The sequence below is a fragment of the Aeromonas sp. R4-1 genome (genome assembly GCF_040908325.1).
Taxonomy (GTDB): domain Bacteria; phylum Pseudomonadota; class Gammaproteobacteria; order Enterobacterales; family Aeromonadaceae; genus Aeromonas; species Aeromonas veronii.
Genome location: NZ_JBFODM010000076.1, coordinates 21,480 through 39,559 on the forward strand (window position 1 = coordinate 21,480; position 18,080 = coordinate 39,559).

Consider the following 18,080-nt stretch of genomic DNA (forward strand, 5'->3'; position numbering starts at 1 on the left):
TCAATCATGGAACTGGCATTTTATGCCTCGGCCCTGGTGGCCATTTACAGCACGCTGCGGGTGATCAGCACCAGCAATCCCATGCATGCGCTGCTCAATCTCATCATCTCCCTCATCGCCGTGGCCATGATCTTCTTCTGCCTGGGTGCCGCCTTTGCGGGCGCCCTGCAGGTGATCGTCTACGCCGGCGCCATCATGGTGCTGTTCGTGTTCGTGGTGATGATGCTGAACCTGGGGAGTGCCCAGGCACAGGAGAAAAAGTGGCTCACCCCCATGACCTGGGGGGGCCCAGCCCTGCTCTCGCTGATCCTGCTGGGCTTTCTGGCCCACGGCATTCTCGGAGTGACCGGGGGCCTGACCGGAGTGACCGAGGTGACCGCCAAGCAGGTAGGTGTCGAGCTCTTTGGCCCCTATGTGCTGGCAGTGGAGCTTGCCTCCATCCTGCTGCTGGCGGGTCTGGTAACCGCCTATCACCTGGGTCGGGAAGAGAAGAGCGGTGAAGTGCTCTCCGTCCCCCGCACAGCATCCCGCTCTGCACAAGAAGGAGGTCAGCAATGAATGGAATCCCTATGGAGCACGGCCTCCTGCTGGCCGCGGTGCTCTTCTGCATCGGCTTGTGCGGTCTGCTGATCCGCCGCAACCTGCTCTACATCCTGATGAGTATCGAGATCATGATGAATGCCTCGGCACTGGCGTTTGTGGTGGCGGGTAGCCGCTGGGCCCAAGCCGATGGCCAGATCATGTATATCCTGGTGATTTCTCTGGCGGCAGCGGAGGCCAGTATCGGCCTTGCCCTGTTACTGCTGCTCTATCGTCGTTACCACACCCTGAACGTGGACACTGTGAGCGAGATGCGCGGATGAGCCTCTTATATCTGACTTTTCTATTTCCGCTGCTGGGATGGCTGGTGTTGGCCTTCTCCCTCGGCCGGTTTGGCGAGCGTACCTCGGCGCTGATCGGGGTAGGCTCCATTGGCCTGTCGGCCCTCACTACCCTGTGGGTGGGCATCGACTTTCTGGGCAACCCGCCAGAGGGGGGCGTCTATATCCAGCGCCTGTGGCAATGGATGGCGGTGGGCAACTTTACCCCGAGCTTCTCGCTGGCACTGGATGGCCTGTCGCTGACCATGCTGGGGGTGGTGACCGGGGTCGGTTTCTTTATCCACCTGTTCGCCTCCTGGTATATGCGCGGTGAAGAGGGCTACTCCCGCTTCTTTACCTACACCAACCTCTTTATCGCCAGCATGCTGTTTCTGGTGTTGGCTGATGACCTGCTGTTTGTCTACCTCGGCTGGGAAGGGGTAGGGCTGTGCAGCTATCTGCTGATCGGCTTCTACTACAAGGATCGCAAGAACGGCGCAGCGGCCCTCAAGGCATTTGTCGTGACCCGGGTGGGTGATGTCTTCCTCGCCATCGGCCTGTTTATCCTCTATCGGGAGCTGGGCACCCTCAATATCCACGAGCTGCTGGTTCGTGCCCCGACCCTGTTTGCCGAGGGCTCCCCTGCCCTGTCGCTGGCCTGCCTGATGCTCTTGGGCGGCGCGGTCGGCAAATCGGCACAGCTGCCGCTGCAAACCTGGCTGGCGGATGCGATGGCAGGCCCGACCCCTGTCTCAGCGCTGATCCACGCCGCCACCATGGTGACCGCCGGTGTCTACCTGATTGCCCGTACCCACGGCCTGTTCCTGCTGGCGCCAGAGATCCTCCATCTGGTCGGGCTGGTTGGCGCTATCACCCTAGTGCTGGCAGGCTTTGCCGCGCTGGTTCAGACCGATATCAAGCGGATCCTCGCCTACTCCACCATGAGCCAGATTGGCTACATGTTTCTGGCACTGGGTGTCGGCGCATGGGAAGGGGCCATCTTCCACCTGATGACCCACGCCTTCTTCAAGGCGCTGCTGTTCCTCTCCGCCGGTGCCGTCATCGTCGCGACCCACCACGAGCAGAACATCTTCAAGATGGGGGGCCTGCGCAAGAGTTTGCCACTGGTCTATGCCTGCTTCCTGGTGGGGGGCTCTGCGCTGGCGGCGTTGCCGCTGGTCACTTCCGGTTTCTACAGTAAGGACGCCATCCTGTGGCAAGTAGAAGCCTCTGGCCAAAGCGCGCTGCTGTGGGCAGGTCTGCTAGGGGCATTCCTCACCTCGCTCTACACCTTCCGGCTGATCTTTATCGCCTTCCATGGCAAAGAGCAGACCAAAGCACATGCGGGCCACGGTCTGGCTCACCATCTGCCGCTGCTGGTATTGCTGGTGCTCTCCACCGGCATAGGCGCGCTGATCACCCCGCCACTGGCAGGTGTACTACCCGCAGGCCCGGGGGACCATATCGAAGAGGGTCGCCATGCGCTGGAGGTAGCCTCCGGCATCATTGCCATTGCTGGCATTGTGCTGGCCGCGTTTCTGTTCCTTGGTGAGCGCCGTCTGGCCACCTCCATTGCCAACAGCGCGCCGGGCCGCCTGCTCAGCACCCTCTGGTTCAACGCCTGGGGCTTTGACTGGCTCTACGACCAGCTGTGGGTCAAACCCTATCTGCTGGCGACCCGGCTGCTGGCCCGAGACCCGCTGGACTGGATGATGGGCCTGCCCGCCTGGTTTGCCCTGCGTGGCAACCAGCTGCTGGCCTGGACCGTGACCGGCAAGTTGCGCTGGTATGCCGCCTCCATGGGGATCGGCGCCGTGCTGGTGCTGGCGCTGTTGCTGCTGGGGTAACGCGATGAACAACCGGACAATCATACAGCCAGGCTGTTTGCTCTCCCTGATGGAACAGGGAGCGCAATCTCATATGAACTTGAACGAGAGCTGATACCGTGACCTTACTCTGGATCTTGCTAATTCCTTTTATCGGCGGCTTGCTCTGCTGGCAGATGGAGCGTCTCGGCGGGCAGTTTGTCCGCTGGGTTGCCCTGCTCTCCATGAGCGCCAGCCTGCTGCTCTCCTGTGCCATCTGGCTAAGTGGTGATTTCTCCCTTGCCACGACCGGCCTCGACAGCGCGGGCGTCTCCGGTGCTGCCTCCGCCTGGGCCGCCGAGTGGCGCCTGCCGTGGATCCCCCGCTTCGGCATCTCTTTGCATCTGGCGGTGGATGGCCTGTCGCTCTTGATGGTGATCCTCACCTGCTTTATCGGAGTACTGGCCATTCTCTGTTCGTGGAAAGAGATCGTGCAGCGCATCGGCTTCTTCCATCTGAACCTGCTCTGGATCCTGGGTGGCGTGCTCGGGGTCTTTATGGCGCTGGATCTGTTCCTCTTCTTCTTCTTCTGGGAGATGATGCTGGTTCCCATGTACTTCCTGATTGCGCTCTGGGGCCACTCGGTCACTGACGGCAAATCACGGATCAACGCCGCAACCAAGTTCTTCATCTACACCCAGGTGAGCGGCCTTATCATGCTGGTGGCCATCATCGGGCTGGTGCTGACCCACCAGCATGCCACCGGAGTCTTCACCTTCAACTATCTGGAGCTGCTCAATACCCCGATGAGCAAGGGCGTTCAGTGGCTGCTGATGCTGGGATTCTTTATCGCCTTCGCGGTCAAGATGCCGCTGGTACCGCTGCACGGCTGGCTGCCGGATGCCCACAGTCAGGCGCCGACCGCAGGTTCGGTGGATCTCGCCGGTATTTTGCTGAAAACCGCCGCCTACGGTCTGCTGCGCTTTGCCTTGCCGCTCTTCCCCGAAGCGTCCGCCGAATTTGCTCCCTACGCCATGGTGCTTGGCCTGATCGGGATCGTCTACGGTGCCATCGTGGCCTTTGCCCAGACCGACATCAAACGGCTGGTAGCCTACACCAGCATCTCCCACATGGGTTTTGTGATGATCGCTATCTACTCGGGTAGCGAGCTGGCCCTGCAGGGCGCCGTGGTGCAGATGATCGCCCACGGTCTCTCGGCTGCCGGCCTCTTTATCCTCTGCGGTCAGCTCTACGAGCGGTTGCACACCCGGGATCTGCGCCAGATGGGCGGCCTGTGGGGACGCCTGCGCTATCTGCCCGGCGTGATGCTCTTCTTCTCGGTGGCGTCGCTCGGCATGCCGGGCACCGGCAACTTTGTCGGCGAGTTCCTGATCCTGGTCGGCAGCTTCCAGGTTGCCCCTGTCATCACGGCAGTCGCCACCTTCGGTCTGGTACTGGCCTCGGTCTACTCTCTCATCATGTTGCAGCGCGCCTGCTTTGGCCCCGCCAAGGATGAGAGCATGCTCAAGGGACTGGATCGCCGCGAGCTGACCATGATGATGGTGATCGCGGGCCTGCTGGTTCTGCTTGGCCTCTATCCCCAACCCGTGATTGACACCGCCAGCAGCAGCCTTATCAACGTGCTGCACTGGTATCTGCTGCCGACTGCTGGAGCCCTGCAATGACTTTCTCCGCTTCCCAACTGCTGGCACTGCTTCCCCTGCTGTTGACCACCGGGGCCATGGCGGCCCTGATGCTGGCCATCGCCTGGCGCCGCTGTGTCACCACCGCCTTTACCGTGACCATTGTTGGCCTCAACCTTGCTCTGTTCTCGCTGCCCATCGTGATGGCGCAGGGGGATCAGGGGGTCACCCCGCTGCTGCAAGTGGACAGTTACGCCGTCTTCTACATGGGACTGGTGCTCATCGGCGCCCTGGCCACCTGTACCTTCGGTCAATCTTGGCTGAAAACCTACCCGGACAACCGGGAGGAGTTCTTCCTGCTGCTGCTGATCGCCACCGCTGGTGGTCTGGTGCTAGCCAGCTCCCGTCACCTCGCCTCTCTCTTTATCGGGATCGAGATGCTGACCCTGCCAATGTTCGGTCTGGTGGGTTACGCCTACCGCGAGCGCCACTCGCTGGAAGCCGCGGTGAAATACATGGTGCTCTCTGCCGCCGCCACCGCCTTCCTGTTGTTTGGCATGGCGCTGCTCTATGCGCAGGCAGGCAGCCTGAGCTTTGCAGCCCTGGGGCAGACCCTGGCCGAGAGCCCGGCTCACCATCCGCTGCTGATGGGCGGTTTGGGGTTAATGCTGGTCGGCTTTGCCTTTAAACTCTCCCTGGCCCCCTTCCATCTCTGGACCCCGGATGTCTACGAAGGTGCCCCGGCACCGGTCGCCACCTTCCTCGCCACCGTCAGCAAGGTGGCGGTCTTTGCCGTGCTGCTGCGCTTCTATCTGGCGGTACCAGCGGCGAGCGATCCCATGATCCACTGGCTGCTGGCAGCCATGGCGGTCATCTCCATCATGGTCGGCAACCTACTGGCCCTGGTGCAGACCAACGTCAAACGGATGCTGGGTTACTCCTCCATCTCCCACTTCGGTTACCTGCTGGCGGTGATCGTGGCGAGCCGATTCGGCCAGATGCCGGTGGAAGCAGCCGGGGTCTACCTGCTGATGTATCTGTTCACCAGCCTGGGTGCCTTTGGGGTGGTGAGCATGATGTCGAGCCCCTATCGCGGCAAGGATGCAGACTCCCTGCACAGCTATCGCGGCCTGTTCTGGAAGCGCCCCTATCTGACTGCCGTACTGACGGTGATGATGTTGTCACTCGCGGGCATCCCGATGACCCTCGGCTTTATCGGCAAGTTCTACCTTATCGGGGTGACGGTCGAAGCCCAGCTCTGGTGGCTCTCCGGTGCCATCGTGCTCGGCAGCGCACTGGGTCTCTACTACTACCTCAAGGTGATGGTGACCCTCTATCTGCGCGAACCGGGTATGCAGCAGCGCGATGCCAGCGCCGACTGGGCACTCTCCTCCGGTGGTTTGGTAGTGCTGCTCTCTGCAGCGCTGGTGGTGTTGCTGGGGCTCTATCCCCAGCCGGTCATCAGCCTGGTACAAGGGTTCCAGCACGTGGTATTGCAGTAACCTTTACCGTCACTCCCCCTCATTACCCGCAAAACCGGCAGCCTTGGCTGCCGGTTTTCTATTTCCGGTCCGACAGCATCGCGCACTCCGCGAGCCAGCAAATGACAGATCAGTCAGCGAGGGTGATACCCATCATGGTTTTTGCCATACAACCAGAACCGGGCGAGATCCTCATACCCTCTTGAATTCCTTATTGATATATTGGTTATATTCTGGAATGGAGTTCAGATTGATGAAGCAACTCTACGTTTGCCAATTTAACCCGACAGAACTGGCCGCCACGCTGGCACCCTTGCAAGGAGGCAAGCTGACCATACTGCTGGCCGAACAGGATTGCGCGCAGGTTCCCCTGTTGCAGCAGTTGTGCCGCGACTTCAACATCGCCCTGGATGGCGCCATTTTCCCCCAGCTGATCGGTGCGCAAGGATTGTTGCCGCAAGGGGCCTGGCTACTGCCCAGAGCCAACCCCTATCACGCCACACTGCTGCCCCTGACATCGCAGGCCAGCGCTGCATCCCTTGCCCACCGGATTGCGGAACAGGTGGAGAGCATGCTGGCCACCTGGCCAACCCCTTCGCCGCCACCAACCCTGTTTCTGACCTTCGACAACCTCATTCCCAATATCGCCTCCATTCTGGATGCGCTTTATCTGCAACTGGCCAATCGCATCAACTATGCCGGCGCCAACGCAGGCAGCGGCAGCTTCACCCCCCTTGCCTGCCTGTTCGACAATCAACGGCAACTTGCCTACGGGGTCACCTGCACGCTGCTGCCCAGCAACAGCTTTCCCTTTCTGGAACATGGTTACCAACTCTCGGCCCAACCGATGCTGGCCACCAGCAGTGAAGCGAACAAGATTGCCTACATCGACTGGCAACCGGCCTTTCAAAAATATCAGGGGCTGATCCGCCAGCAATTCCAGCACACTATGGTACGCGAGGAGCTCTACCGTTTCGTGGTGCACATGCCACTGGGCCTGCTGCGGGCCAACGGGGATGTGATTGTCAGGATCCCCGTCGAGGCAAACGATGACGGCGCCCTGCTCTGCGCCGGCGAGGTCGCGGAGCACAGCATCCTCACCCTGCTGAAGGCACCGGAGAGTGCCACCGAACATGCCTGCTCACTGGCCAGGCGCCTCAACCAGCAACAAACCCTCACCCGGGCACACTTGCTGGAGGTCTACTACTGCGCAGGACGCCAGCTGCACTTCGACCAGCAGACGGTGACCGAGCTGCGCACCCTGCTGACCCACTCGGGGGCCGGCGATCTGGCAGGAGCCCTCTCCCTTGGCGAAATTGGCAGCGTGCGCCATGGGGATTACCCCCAATTTCATAACGGCGCCATTCTCTGTAACGGGGCAGTGATATGAACAACGACCACGCCATGGCCATCGTCTGCGATCTGGCGCTCTGCATCGGGCGTGAAGTCACGCTGGATGCGCTGCTCACCAAGGTACTGCAACGCTTCATGCATCACTGCGCCACGCCGGTTGGCGCGGTATTGCAGCAACAACGGGAGGGATACAAGCAGCTCAAGGTGATCGGCGACGAGCAGCTGCGCCAGCACACAGGCACCACCCTGCCACTGCCTGGGTGGGTCAGCGAGGAGGAGCACTGCCTGCTGCAACAGACGCTTCCCCTGCCAGGCAGCCGTCCCTACCAATTTGCCTATCGGCTCAAGGTTGAAGGGGGTTATCTCATCTTGCTGCTCGCCCCCCAGCCACATCAGCAGATCGTACCGGTCTGTCATCTGTTCAGCCCGGTGCTCGGCAACCTGGCCCGCGCCATTTCCCTGTGCAAGGACAGCGAGCTGCTCGCCCTGCGTCAGCAGGCCGAACTGAAGGATCTGAAACACTTCAACGAATCCCTGCTCAAGGCTATCCCGATCCCGGTGTTCTACAAAGATATCGAAGGGCGATTTCTGGGCTGCAACCAGGCCTTCAATCAGGTGATCGGCATCGGCAAGGAGGCGCTGCTGGGTCGACGGGTCGAGGAGCTGCTGCCAGTCGGGCTTGCCGAGGCCTACAGCATGCGGGAAGCCGAGTTGCTGCGAAGTCGCCAGCCCCAGTGCATCGAACAGCAGTTGCATGATCGCAATGGCATGCGCTATCAGGTCATCTGCTTCAAGGATCTCTTCTATGACCATCAGGGGATGGTTGCCGGCATCATCGGCACCCTGGTCGACATCACCCGCCTCAAGGAGAGCGAGCGCCACCAGCGTGAGCTGCTGTTCCAGACCATCAGTGCCCTCGCCAGCGCCATCAGCCACAAGGATCGCAACAGTGCGGGCCATGAGCTGAGGGTGCGCGATTTGGCACTGGCCATCGGGCAGGCCATGCAACTGCGGCAAGAGCGGCTGGATGCGCTAGGACTGGCGGCCATGGTGCACAATATCGGCCTGCTGCAGATCCCCACCGAGATCATCACCCGCCCACGTGAATTGCGGCCGGTGGAGTTCGAACTGATCAAGCAGCACCCCCAGGCCGGCCACGATATTCTCAAACAGATCGACTTCCCCTGGCCCATCGCCACCATAGTGCTGCAGCACCACGAAAACCTCGATGGCAGCGGCTATCCGCAGGGGCTGGCGGGCAACGCCATTACCCTGGAGGCGCGCATTATCCGGGTGGCCGACTCGCTGATCGCCATGACCTCCCATCGCCCGTTCCGCCGGGCCATGCCCCTGAGTGACGCCATTGCCGAACTGACCCGCTATGCCGGGATCCATTACGATGAAAAAGTGGTCAACAGCTGTATCGTGCTCTGGCAGACTGGCTACCACTTCGGCCCTCCCATCAGTCAACTTACAGACAAGGCGGGATAAGATGTCCGAACTTCTCACCTCCTGTGCACTCCCCCACCCACTGACCGATGCGCTCCCCTCCTCGGCGCTGTTGCTGACCCAGGTGATGGATCAGCTTCCCTATCGGGTGCTGCTCAAAGACACCCGATTCAGCTACATTGCGGGCAACCGCCTGCTGGCGGCGGATCTCGCCCTCTCCCCAGAGGCACTGGTGGGCAAGAATGACTGCGACTTCTTTCCCCCCGAACTGGTACAACGCTATCGGGAGGATGACGCCCGAGTCATGCGCGAGGGGATACACCAGCACATCGAAGAGCCCTATCTGAAGGGGGGAGAAGCCCGCTGGCTCAGCACCACCAAGTTTCCCCTGCGTGATGAGGCGGGGAGTATCGTGGGGGTCGGCGTCTTCTTCGAAGACATTACCGAGCAGAAGTGGCAGCAGGAGAAACTGCAACAGTACAGCTGGACCCAGCAGGCGATCAGCCGCGCCCACCACGCCCTGCTCAAACCGGGCGATGAGCCGCAACTGCTGCAGGATATCTGCGATGCCATCGCCGTCGATGACCGTTTTCCGCTGGTGGCAGTGCTGCAAGGCCAGCCCGAACTCGCCCAACCGCCGAGGATCGTGGCGCAGGCAGGCAGTGCCGATGCCTCGGAACAAACGCTGTGGTTGAACGATGAGGCCCTCACCCAGGCCATCCTCCACCAGCGGCGTCTCAATCAGGTGATCTTCCACGAGCGGCCCCATACCGGCCACCACCCGTTGCGTTCCCGCCTGCTGATCCCCTTGCCACTGCAGGAGGATCTGGCCGGTGCGCTGATCATTCACAGCGACCAGCCGCGGTTGTTCAGCCAGGAGGAGGAGCAGCTCTTCATCCAGCTGACCGACTACCTCACCTATGGCCTGCAGGCGCGCCATACCCAGCAGGCTTATCTGCGCTCGCAACAGGAGAAGATCTTCCATGCCCGCCAGCTGGAGCTGGCACTGGAAGATGCGCTGGGTGCCATCGCCGCCGTGCTGGAGCAGCGCGATCCCTATACCGCTGGCCATCAGAAACATGTGGCCAAGCTGGCCCAAGCCATCGGCCGGGAGCTCAGGCTGGAAGAGAAGCGGCTGCGGGGGATCTATCTGGGCGCCATGGTGCACGATATCGGCAAGATCCAGGTACCGGCTGAAATTCTCACCAAACCGGAACGCCTCACGCCACTGGAGTTCGAGCTGGTCAAGGAACACCCCGCCATCGGCTATCTGGTGCTCAAGGATATCGACTTCCCCTGGCCCATCGCCCGGATGATCCACCAGCACCACGAGTATCTCGATGGCTCCGGCTATCCGCTGGGACTCAAGGGGGATGAGATCCTGCTGGAGGCCCGCATCCTCACCGTCGCCGATATCGTCGAATCCATGTCCTCGGATCGCCCCTATCGCGCCGCCCTCGGCATTCCCCAGGCCAGGGAGCAGATCATCCAGATGCGCGGCCATCAGCTCGATGCGGATGTGGTGGATGCCTGTCTGCGGATCCTCGACCGGGGAGACTTTATCCCCCAACCGCTCGGCAAGCCGTAACGACACGGATAAAAAACCGGCCAATTGGCCGGTTTCTGTTTTTATGCGCTGGTGCTGTCTCTATTAACCCAGACGAACCCGGGCGTTGCGGAACATCCGCATCCAGGCGCCGTCCTCGCCCCAGTTGTCGGGGTGCCAGGAGTTGGCCACGGTGCGGAACACCCGCTCCGGGTGCGGCATCATGATGGTGGCACGGCCATCGGTAGTGGTCACGGCGGTGATACCATCCGGCGAGCCATTCGGGTTGGCCGGGTACTGTTCGGTCACGCTGCCGCGGTTGTCGACAAAGCGCAGCCCTACCAGACCGCTCTGCTGCAGTGCGCTCAGGTGAGCGGCATCGCGCACCTCGACACGCCCTTCTCCGTGGGAAACGGCAATGGGCATCACCGAGCCTGCCATGCCGGCGAAGAAGGCCGATGGGGACTCCTGCACCTCAACCAGACTGAAGCGGGCCTCGAAGCGCTCGGAGCGGTTGCGCACAAAGCGCGGCCAGAGATCGGCACCCGGGATGAGGTCTCGCAGGTTGGACATCATCTGGCAACCGTTGCAGACACCCAGAGAGAGGGTATCACCACGCTCGAAGAAGCGCTGGAACTGCTCGCGGGCGTTGTCGTTGAACAGGATGGACTTGGCCCAGCCTTCCCCCGCACCCAGCACGTCACCGTAGGAGAAGCCGCCACAGGCCACCAGGGTCTGGAACTCCTCCAGCTTGATGCGACCGGAGAGAATGTCGCTCATATGGACATCGACCGCCGCGAAACCGGCACGATCGAACGCCGCCGCCATCTCCACATGGGAGTTGACCCCCTGCTCGCGCAGCACCGCCAGACGGGGGGAGACCCCGCGGGCAATGTAAGGGGCTGCCACATCCTCGGACGGGTTGTAAGTCAGCTTGGCATGCAGACCCGGATCTGTGGCGTCCTGACGTGCCGCGTGCTCACTGTCGGCACACTCGGGATTGTCGCGCAGGCGCTGCATCTGCCAGCTGGTCTCACCCCAGATGGTGCGAAGTGCGGTACGGCTGGCACGATAGACCTCCTGACCGCCCCGCTGCAGGGTGATGAGGTCCCCTTCGCGCACGGTACCGAGCACATGGGAGCAGGCCGCCAGACCGTGACCGGCCAGCAGGGTCATCACCGCCTCTTTATCTTCACGACGCACCTGAATGACGGCGCCCAGCTCTTCGTTGAACAGCGCCGGCAGCAGCTCGCCGCCGATGCGATCGAGCTGGATGTCGAGGCCGCAGTGGCCGGCAAACGCCATTTCGGTCAGGGTGACGAACAGGCCGCCGTCGGAGCGGTCGTGGTAGGCGATCAGCTTGCGATCGGCCACCAGCGCCTGAATGGCGTTGAAGAAGCCCTTGAGCTGGACCGGATTGTCGAGATCCGGCGCCTTATCACCCAGCTGGCGATAGACCTGCGCCAGCGCCGAGGCGCCGAGGCGCTGCTTGCCATTGCCAAGGTCGATGAGGATAAGGTCGGTTTCACCGAGATCGGTACGCAGTTGTGGCGTGACTGTGTTGCGCACATCCTCGACCCGGGCAAAGGCGGAGATGAGCAGGGAGAGCGGCGAGGTGACGCTGTGCTCCTTGCCATCCTGCTGCCAGCGGGTCTTCATGGACATGGAGTCCTTGCCCACCGGAATGGTGATGCCCAAGGCCGGGCAGAGCTCCTCACCTACCGCTTTGACCGCCTCATAGAGACCGGCATCTTCCCCCGGGTGACCGGCAGCGGCCATCCAGTTGGCGGAGAGCTTGACCCGCTTCAGCGACCCGATATGAGCCGGCGCCAGGTTGGTGAGCGCTTCCGCCACCGCCATGCGAGCGGAGGCGGCGTGGGAGAGCAGCGCCACCGGGGTACGCTCGCCCATGGACATGGCTTCGCCGTGATAGCTGTCGTAGGTGGCAGCGGTGACGGCGCAATCGGCCACCGGGATCTGCCAGGGGCCAACCATCTGGTCGCGATTGACCAGACCGGTCACGCTGCGATCGCCGATGGTGATAAGGAAGGACTTCTCCGCCACGGTCGGCAGGCGCAGTACCCGCTCGGCCGCGTCACTCAAAGTGATGCCATCGAGCTGGAGCGCTTTGCCTTGTGCAGGCAGAGTCACCACGTCGCGGTGCATCTTGGGCGCCTTGCCGAGCAGCACGTCCAGCGGCAGATCGATGGGCTGATTGTCAAAGTGGCTGTCAGAGAGGGTCAGATGCTTCTCTTCGGTCGCGGTACCGATCACGGCATAGGGGGCGCGCTCACGCTCGCACAGCGCCTTGAACAGCGGCAGCTTGTCCTGCGCTACCGCCAGCACGTAACGCTCCTGGGATTCGTTGCACCAGATCTCCAGCGGGCTCATGCCCGGCTCATCGCTCTGGATGGCGCGCAGATCGAAACGACCACCGCGCTCACCGTCGTTGACCAGCTCCGGCATGGCGTTGGAAAGACCGCCCGCCCCCACATCGTGGATAAAGACGATAGGGTTGTCGTCACCCAGCTGCCAGCAGCGATCGATCACCTCCTGGCAACGGCGCTCCATCTCGGGGTTATCACGCTGCACCGAGGCAAAGTCGAGATCTTCGGCTGACTGGCCGGAGGCCATGGAGGATGCGGCACCACCACCCAGACCGATGTTCATCGCCGGGCCGCCCAGCACGATCAGCGCCGCACCGACCGGGATATCCCCTTTCTGGACATGTTCGGTGCGGATGTTGCCGATGCCGCCAGCCAGCATGATGGGTTTGTGGTAGCCACGCACCTCGACGCCGTTGTGGCTCGGCACCTCCTCTTCGAAGGTACGGAAGTAGCCGAGAATGGCCGGACGGCCGAACTCGTTGTTAAACGCGGCGCCGCCGAGCGGCCCCTCCTGCATGATGTCAAAGGCGCTGACAATGCGGCTCGGCTTGCCGAAATCCTGCTCCCAGGGCTGCTCGAAGCCGGGAATGCGCAGGTTGGAGACGGAGAAACCGACCAGACCCGCCTTGGGCTTGGCACCGCGACCGGTGGCACCCTCGTCGCGGATCTCGCCGCCGGAGCCGGTAGCTGCGCCCGGGAACGGGGAGATGGCGGTCGGGTGGTTGTGGGTCTCCACCTTCATCAGGATGTCGACCTGTTCCTGGTGATACTGGTATTCGCCGTTGGCCGGGCTCGGGAAGAAGCGGCCACCCAGGCTCCCTTCCATCACGGCGGCGTTGTCTTTATAGGCAGAGAGGACATGATCCGGCGTCTGCTCGAAGGTGTTCTTGATCATCTTGAACAGCGACTTGGGCTGCTGTTCGCCATCAATGGTCCAGTCGGCATTGAAGATCTTGTGACGGCAGTGCTCGGAGTTCGCCTGGGCGAACATGTAGAGCTCGATGTCGTTGGGGTTGCGACCCAACTTGGTGAAGTTCTCCACCAGATAGTCGATTTCGTCGTCGGCCAGCGCCAGACCAAGCGCCACGTTGGCTTCGGCCAGGGCTGCGCGACCACCGCCCAGCACATCCACCTGGGTGAAGGGGCGCGGCTCGTGGTGAGCAAACAGGGCGGCGGCTTCGCTCATCTCGGCAAACACCACTTCCATCATTCGATCATGGAGCACGGCGGCAATGGCGCTGCGCTGGGCGGCACTCAGCTCACCCAGCCCCTTGATGGTCAGGTAGTAGGCAATACCACGCTCCAGCCGCTTGACCTGTTTCAGGCCGCAGTTGTGGGCGATGTCGGTTGCTTTGGAAGACCAGGGGGAGATAGTGCCGGGGCGGGGGGTAACAAGAAACAGCTGACCGCTGGGGGTGTGTTCGGGGATGGTCGGGCCGTAGCGCAAGAGCTGGCCCAAGGTCGCTCGCTCGGGGGGAGAGAGGGGGCTTGTCAGCTCGGCAAAGTGCACATACTCGGCATAGACATCCTCTATCTCTACTCCGCTCTCTACTCCACTCTCATTTCTCATCTGTGCGAAGCGTTGCAGCAGTTTTTGGACACGAAAATCAGACAGTGCTGGGGCACCACGCAAGATATCCATATGACCTTTCTCACCAAGTTTTAAAGTGGGGGGGAATTGAGACGCGCGTATTATAGGGATCTGGCTCACAGCGGACAAACGTTTTTCTCACTTCGTGCAGTGTGACTCTGCGCACACTCTCTGGTATAAAGGTGCCTCTTTTTTGACAAATGCCGATTTTTTCAACAAAGGTACTCACCTACTTGCGCTGCATTTTTCGACTGTTTATCGGGCTGTTGTTGACGCTGACGCTGGTTGGCTGCGACTTCTATAGCCCCTCCAGCCAGCTGGAGCAGATCCGCCAGCGAGGCGAGATCCGGGTTGGCACCATCTATGGTCCCACCTCCTATTACCAGCGTGACGACCTCGCCCAGGGGTTCGATTACGAGCTGGCGCAAAATTATGCCGACTGGTTGGGGGTGAAACTCACCATCATCCCGGTCGACACTACTGATCAACTTGTCACCCTGCTGAAAAAGGGCAAACTCGATCTGGCGGCTGCCGCCATCATGGTCACTCCCGAGCGGCGCGAGCTGTTTCGCTTCGGCCCGGGCTTCTACCAGGTCTCCCCCAAACTGGTCTACCGCAACGGCAAACCCAAGCCGGCCTCATTGAACGATATCAAGGGCAAGCTGGTGGTGGCCGCCGGCTCCACCGGGGAAGACCTGCTCAAAGAGATGAGCAAAGAAAATCCGAAACTAGCCTGGAGCACCAGCGACAACGCCGATGTGGAGGAGCTGCTCAAGCAGGTGGTGGATGGCAAGATTGACTACACGGTGGTGCAGGATACCGTGCTGGCCCGTACCCAGCGCTACTACCCGGAGCTCACCGAGGGGCTGACCCTGGCCCAGAAGCAGACCGTTGCCTGGGCCATGAGCAAGCTGCCCGATGACAGCCTCTATGCCAGCGTGATCGACTTCTTCGGTCAGCGCTTTATGGATGGTGCCATCGCCAAGCTGGACGAGAAGTACTTCGGCCACGTGCAGAACTTCGACTTTGTCGATACCCGCACCTTCCTCAAGCGCGCCAAGAGCCTGCTGCCCAAGTACCAGCCGCTGTTCCAGACTCACGCCAAGAATATCGACTGGCGTCTGCTCGCCGCCATCAGCTATCAGGAGTCTCACTGGGACCCGCAGGCCCGCTCTTACACCGGCGTGCGCGGCATGATGATGCTGACCGAGCCCACCGCCAAGGCGATGGGAGTCAACGACCGGCTTCATCCGGAAGAGAGCATCAAGGGTGGCTCCCTCTATCTGCAACAGATGATGGAGAAGGTGCCGGATTCGGTGCCCGATGACGAGAAGGTGTGGTTTGCCCTCACCGCCTACAACATCGGTTACGGCCACATGATGGATGCCCGCCGCCTGACCAAAGAGCTCGGCAAGAATCCTGACGCCTGGAGCGACGTGAAAGAGGTGCTGCCGCTGCTGCAGCAAGCGCGCTGGCACCGCAAGGTGCGTTATGGCTATGCCCGTGGCAGCGAGGCACGTAACTATGTCAACAACGTGCGCCAGTATTACCAGAGTCTGCTCTGGCTCGACAACGAGCAGCAGAAGGCACATCAGCGGGAGAGTCTCGACAACGACAGCGAGCCCGAGCTGGCCGAGCGCCCCACCGCCATCGCCGAAGTGGTCAATCAGATCACCATGCGCTAACCAGCCATTATTCGGCTGTTTTCACGCAAACTTCTCTGTTACCATCGATTCACATCGGAGCCTATCCGAAATCGCATTGTTTTCATTATGTTGAGAGATTAAATAACAGCAATTTCGGATGGGCTCCATCAATGACCCAAGGCCTGGATGGCCACCTGAGTTGGGAGGAGACCAAGATGCAAAAACGTAGAAAAATCAGTCTGGTCAGAAAAGCGAAGTGCAGCTGGAGCCCCAGACGCAAACTCAAGCTTAATGACATCAAGCGCAACCTGTGGCGCAGAAATCGATCCTATACCCTGCTTATTGCAGAGCACACAGCATAAACCCGGCATTCGCCGGGTTTTTTTATCTTCTTTCTCACCTGATTATCGTCTTACACCAGCGCCGCCTTGAACTGTACCGTCCGCTTGGAGATCAGCGAGTTGCAGTGGTTGCAGAAGTAATCCACCGCGCCGCACGCCTTGAGACGCTCCAGTTCCTGCTGGCAGGTGGGGCAGATGGCCGTGACGCGGACATTGGCCTGACACTGGCCACAGGTTTGCTCCTTGCTGCGGGTATCCAGTTCAGCCTGGCATGACGGGCAAAACAGGGCTTCCATAATCAACTCCTCGAAAGTGGATCTGCCATGGTCTTGTTCCATGGCAGATCCCCCTCCCCTTATTCCTCACCTTAACATGGCGAGGATAACAAAGCGGCTGCCGGTGAGGGCAGCCGCAAGGGCTTATTTCTTCTTCATCTTCAGCAGGCGTTTGCGCTGACGTTCCTGACTCAGGGTCATGGTGTTCTTCTTCCCTTCAAACGGGTTGACCGACTCCTGGAACTCGACCCGGATCGGCGAGCCCATGATCTTGAGGGACTTGCGGAAGTAGTTGATCAAATACCGCTTGTAGGAGTCCGGCAAGTCGTTCAACTGGTTGCCGTGGATCACGATGCGCGGCGGGTTGTAGCCACCGGCGTGAGCATACTTGAGCTTGACGCGGCGACCGTTGACCATCGGCGGCTGGTGATCTTCCTGCGCCATCTGCATGATGCGGGTCAGCATGGCCGTGCTGGTACGACGGGTGGCGGACTGGTAAGCCTCCTGAATGGATTCAAACAGATGGCCGACACCGCTGCCGTGCAGGGCGGAGATGAAGTGGACGCGAGCGAAGTCGATGAAGCCCAAGCGACGATCCAGCTCGTTCTTCACATCCTCTTTCACCTTCTGATCCAGACCATCCCACTTGTTCACCACCAGCACCACGGAGCGACCGGCGTGGAGCACATAGCCAAGGATGCTCAAGTCCTGATCGGTGATGGTCTCCTGGGCGTCGATCACCAGCAGGCAGACGTTGGCATCTTCGATGGCTTTCAGGGTCTTGATAACGGAGAACTTCTCCACCGTCTCGTGCACCTTGCCACGACGACGTACACCGGCGGTGTCGATGACCACATACTTCTGCTCGTCACGCTCCATCGGAATGTAAACGGAGTCACGGGTGGTGCCGGGCATGTCATAGACGATGACCCGATCTTCACCCAGCATGCGGTTGGTCAGGGTAGATTTACCGACGTTGGGACGACCAACGATGGCGAACTTGATGGGCAGGTCGGCGAACGGGGTCTCCTTGGTGTCCTCTTTGGTATCGAGTTCACCGGCAGCCACCATGCGCAGCAGGGCTTCTTCGTCGAAGTCCTCCTCTTCCTCATCCTGCGCATCTTCATCGGTAGCGGAGTCGACCAGGGTCTCCAGATGGGGAGCCAGGGCCAGTTCCAGCAGGCTCAGTACGCCACGACCGTGGGCGGCCGCGATCTGGTAGACCTCGCCCAGCGCCAGACCGTAGAACTCGGAGACCGCGGAATCACCGTCGATACCGTCGGTCTTGTTGGCCACCAGAAATACCTTCTTGTGAGCCTTGCGCAGGTGCTCGGCAATGGCTTGATCCGCCGCGGTCAGGCCGGCACGGGCATCCACCATGAACAGCACGACGTCCGCTTCTTCGATGGCCAGCAGAGATTGCTCGGCCATCTTCAGCTCGATCCCCTCTTCGGTGCCATCGATACCGCCGGTATCGACCACGATAAATTCCAGCTCGCCCAACTTCGCCTGACCGTATTTACGGTCCCGGGTCAGACCGGGAAAATCGGCAACCAGGGCATCCCGAGTACGGGTCAAGCGGTTAAACAGGGTGGATTTCCCCACGTTGGGGCGGCCCACCAGGGCTACTACAGGAGTCATAAAAGCCTCATTCTCAAGACGACAAAGGCTCCGGGTCCGAAGACCAGGAGCCGGATATTCAC

12 protein-coding genes are annotated in these 18,080 nt (G+C 60.9%); 9 read left to right on the forward strand and 3 right to left on the reverse strand.

The window, feature by feature from the left end:
* Positions 1-6 precede the first annotated feature (6 nt).
* The 8 genes from nuoJ to AB5Y90_RS13885 all read left to right on the forward strand — a co-directional run bounded on the left by nuoJ (position 7) and on the right by AB5Y90_RS13885 (position 10,179).
* Positions 7-558 carry an NADH-quinone oxidoreductase subunit J gene (nuoJ, locus tag AB5Y90_RS13850; protein WP_245130678.1) on the forward strand — a complete coding sequence of 184 codons (552 nt, stop codon included), beginning with the start codon at positions 7-9 and terminating at the stop codon, positions 556-558.
* On the forward strand, positions 555-863 hold the full coding sequence (nuoK, locus tag AB5Y90_RS13855; protein WP_005337247.1) for an NADH-quinone oxidoreductase subunit NuoK: 309 nt from the start codon (positions 555-557) through the stop codon (positions 861-863). The genes nuoJ and nuoK overlap by 4 nt, the downstream gene beginning before the upstream one ends.
* On the forward strand, positions 860-2,707 hold the full coding sequence (gene nuoL, locus AB5Y90_RS13860) for an NADH-quinone oxidoreductase subunit L (RefSeq protein WP_307896637.1): 1,848 nt from the start codon (positions 860-862) through the stop codon (positions 2,705-2,707). Before nuoK ends, nuoL begins: the two co-directional genes overlap by 4 nt.
* A gap of 98 nt (positions 2,708-2,805) precedes the next feature.
* Complete coding sequence (gene nuoM, locus AB5Y90_RS13865; protein ID WP_005337249.1) at positions 2,806-4,350, forward strand: NADH-quinone oxidoreductase subunit M; 1,545 nt, start codon at positions 2,806-2,808, stop codon at positions 4,348-4,350.
* Complete coding sequence (nuoN, locus tag AB5Y90_RS13870) at positions 4,347-5,810, forward strand: NADH-quinone oxidoreductase subunit NuoN (RefSeq protein WP_307896636.1); 1,464 nt, start codon at positions 4,347-4,349, stop codon at positions 5,808-5,810. Before nuoM ends, nuoN begins: the two co-directional genes overlap by 4 nt.
* Positions 5,811-6,042: 232 nt before the next feature.
* Positions 6,043-7,179 carry an FIST signal transduction protein gene (locus tag AB5Y90_RS13875; protein ID WP_307896635.1) on the forward strand — a complete coding sequence of 379 codons (1,137 nt, stop codon included), beginning with the start codon at positions 6,043-6,045 and terminating at the stop codon, positions 7,177-7,179.
* Complete coding sequence (locus tag AB5Y90_RS13880) at positions 7,176-8,633, forward strand: HD-GYP domain-containing protein (protein ID WP_307896634.1); 1,458 nt, start codon at positions 7,176-7,178, stop codon at positions 8,631-8,633. The genes AB5Y90_RS13875 and AB5Y90_RS13880 overlap by 4 nt, the downstream gene beginning before the upstream one ends.
* Before the next feature lies 1 nt (position 8,634).
* Positions 8,635-10,179, forward strand: coding sequence for an HD domain-containing phosphohydrolase (locus AB5Y90_RS13885; RefSeq protein WP_307896633.1), 1,545 nt, complete (start codon positions 8,635-8,637; stop codon positions 10,177-10,179).
* 63 nt (positions 10,180-10,242) lie between these two features.
* On the opposite strand, the gene purL is transcribed toward AB5Y90_RS13885, so the two are convergent.
* On the reverse strand, positions 10,243-14,166 hold the full coding sequence (gene purL / locus AB5Y90_RS13890) for a phosphoribosylformylglycinamidine synthase (RefSeq protein ID WP_368167010.1): 3,924 nt from the start codon (positions 14,164-14,166) through the stop codon (positions 10,243-10,245).
* 149 nt (positions 14,167-14,315) lie between these two features.
* Between purL and mltF the strand changes: the two genes are divergently transcribed.
* Positions 14,316-15,800, forward strand: a complete 1,485-nt coding sequence (gene mltF / locus AB5Y90_RS13895; protein ID WP_005344877.1) for a membrane-bound lytic murein transglycosylase MltF — start codon at positions 14,316-14,318, stop codon at positions 15,798-15,800.
* Between the two features lie 373 nt (positions 15,801-16,173).
* On the opposite strand, the gene AB5Y90_RS13900 is transcribed toward mltF, so the two are convergent.
* Positions 16,174-16,398 carry a zinc ribbon domain-containing protein gene (locus tag AB5Y90_RS13900; RefSeq protein WP_307896631.1) on the reverse strand — a complete coding sequence of 75 codons (225 nt, stop codon included), beginning with the start codon at positions 16,396-16,398 and terminating at the stop codon, positions 16,174-16,176.
* Between the two features lie 123 nt (positions 16,399-16,521).
* Positions 16,522-18,018, reverse strand: a complete 1,497-nt coding sequence (gene der / locus AB5Y90_RS13905) for a ribosome biogenesis GTPase Der (protein ID WP_005333794.1) — start codon at positions 18,016-18,018, stop codon at positions 16,522-16,524.
* Between the last annotated feature and the right edge of the window lie 62 nt (positions 18,019-18,080).

Excerpts from the sequence above, each read along its gene's own strand:
- nuoN (WP_307896636.1), top strand. The coding sequence starts at position 4,347 with ATGACTTTCTCCGCTTCCCAACTGCTGGCACTGCTTCCCCTGCTGTTG.
- nuoL (WP_307896637.1), top strand. The coding sequence starts at position 860 with ATGAGCCTCTTATATCTGACTTTTCTATTTCCGCTGCTGGGATGGCTG.
- AB5Y90_RS13880 (WP_307896634.1), top strand. The coding sequence starts at position 7,176 with ATGAACAACGACCACGCCATGGCCATCGTCTGCGATCTGGCGCTCTGC.
- purL (WP_368167010.1), bottom strand. The coding sequence starts at position 14,166 with ATGGATATCTTGCGTGGTGCCCCAGCACTGTCTGATTTTCGTGTCCAA.
- AB5Y90_RS13875 (WP_307896635.1), top strand. The coding sequence starts at position 6,043 with ATGAAGCAACTCTACGTTTGCCAATTTAACCCGACAGAACTGGCCGCC.
- mltF (WP_005344877.1), top strand. The coding sequence starts at position 14,316 with ATGCCGATTTTTTCAACAAAGGTACTCACCTACTTGCGCTGCATTTTT.
- AB5Y90_RS13900 (WP_307896631.1), bottom strand. The coding sequence starts at position 16,398 with ATGGAAGCCCTGTTTTGCCCGTCATGCCAGGCTGAACTGGATACCCGC.
- der (WP_005333794.1), bottom strand. The coding sequence starts at position 18,018 with ATGACTCCTGTAGTAGCCCTGGTGGGCCGCCCCAACGTGGGGAAATCC.
- nuoJ (WP_245130678.1), top strand. The coding sequence starts at position 7 with ATGGAACTGGCATTTTATGCCTCGGCCCTGGTGGCCATTTACAGCACG.
- AB5Y90_RS13885 (WP_307896633.1), top strand. The coding sequence starts at position 8,635 with ATGTCCGAACTTCTCACCTCCTGTGCACTCCCCCACCCACTGACCGAT.
- nuoK (WP_005337247.1), top strand. The coding sequence starts at position 555 with ATGAATGGAATCCCTATGGAGCACGGCCTCCTGCTGGCCGCGGTGCTC.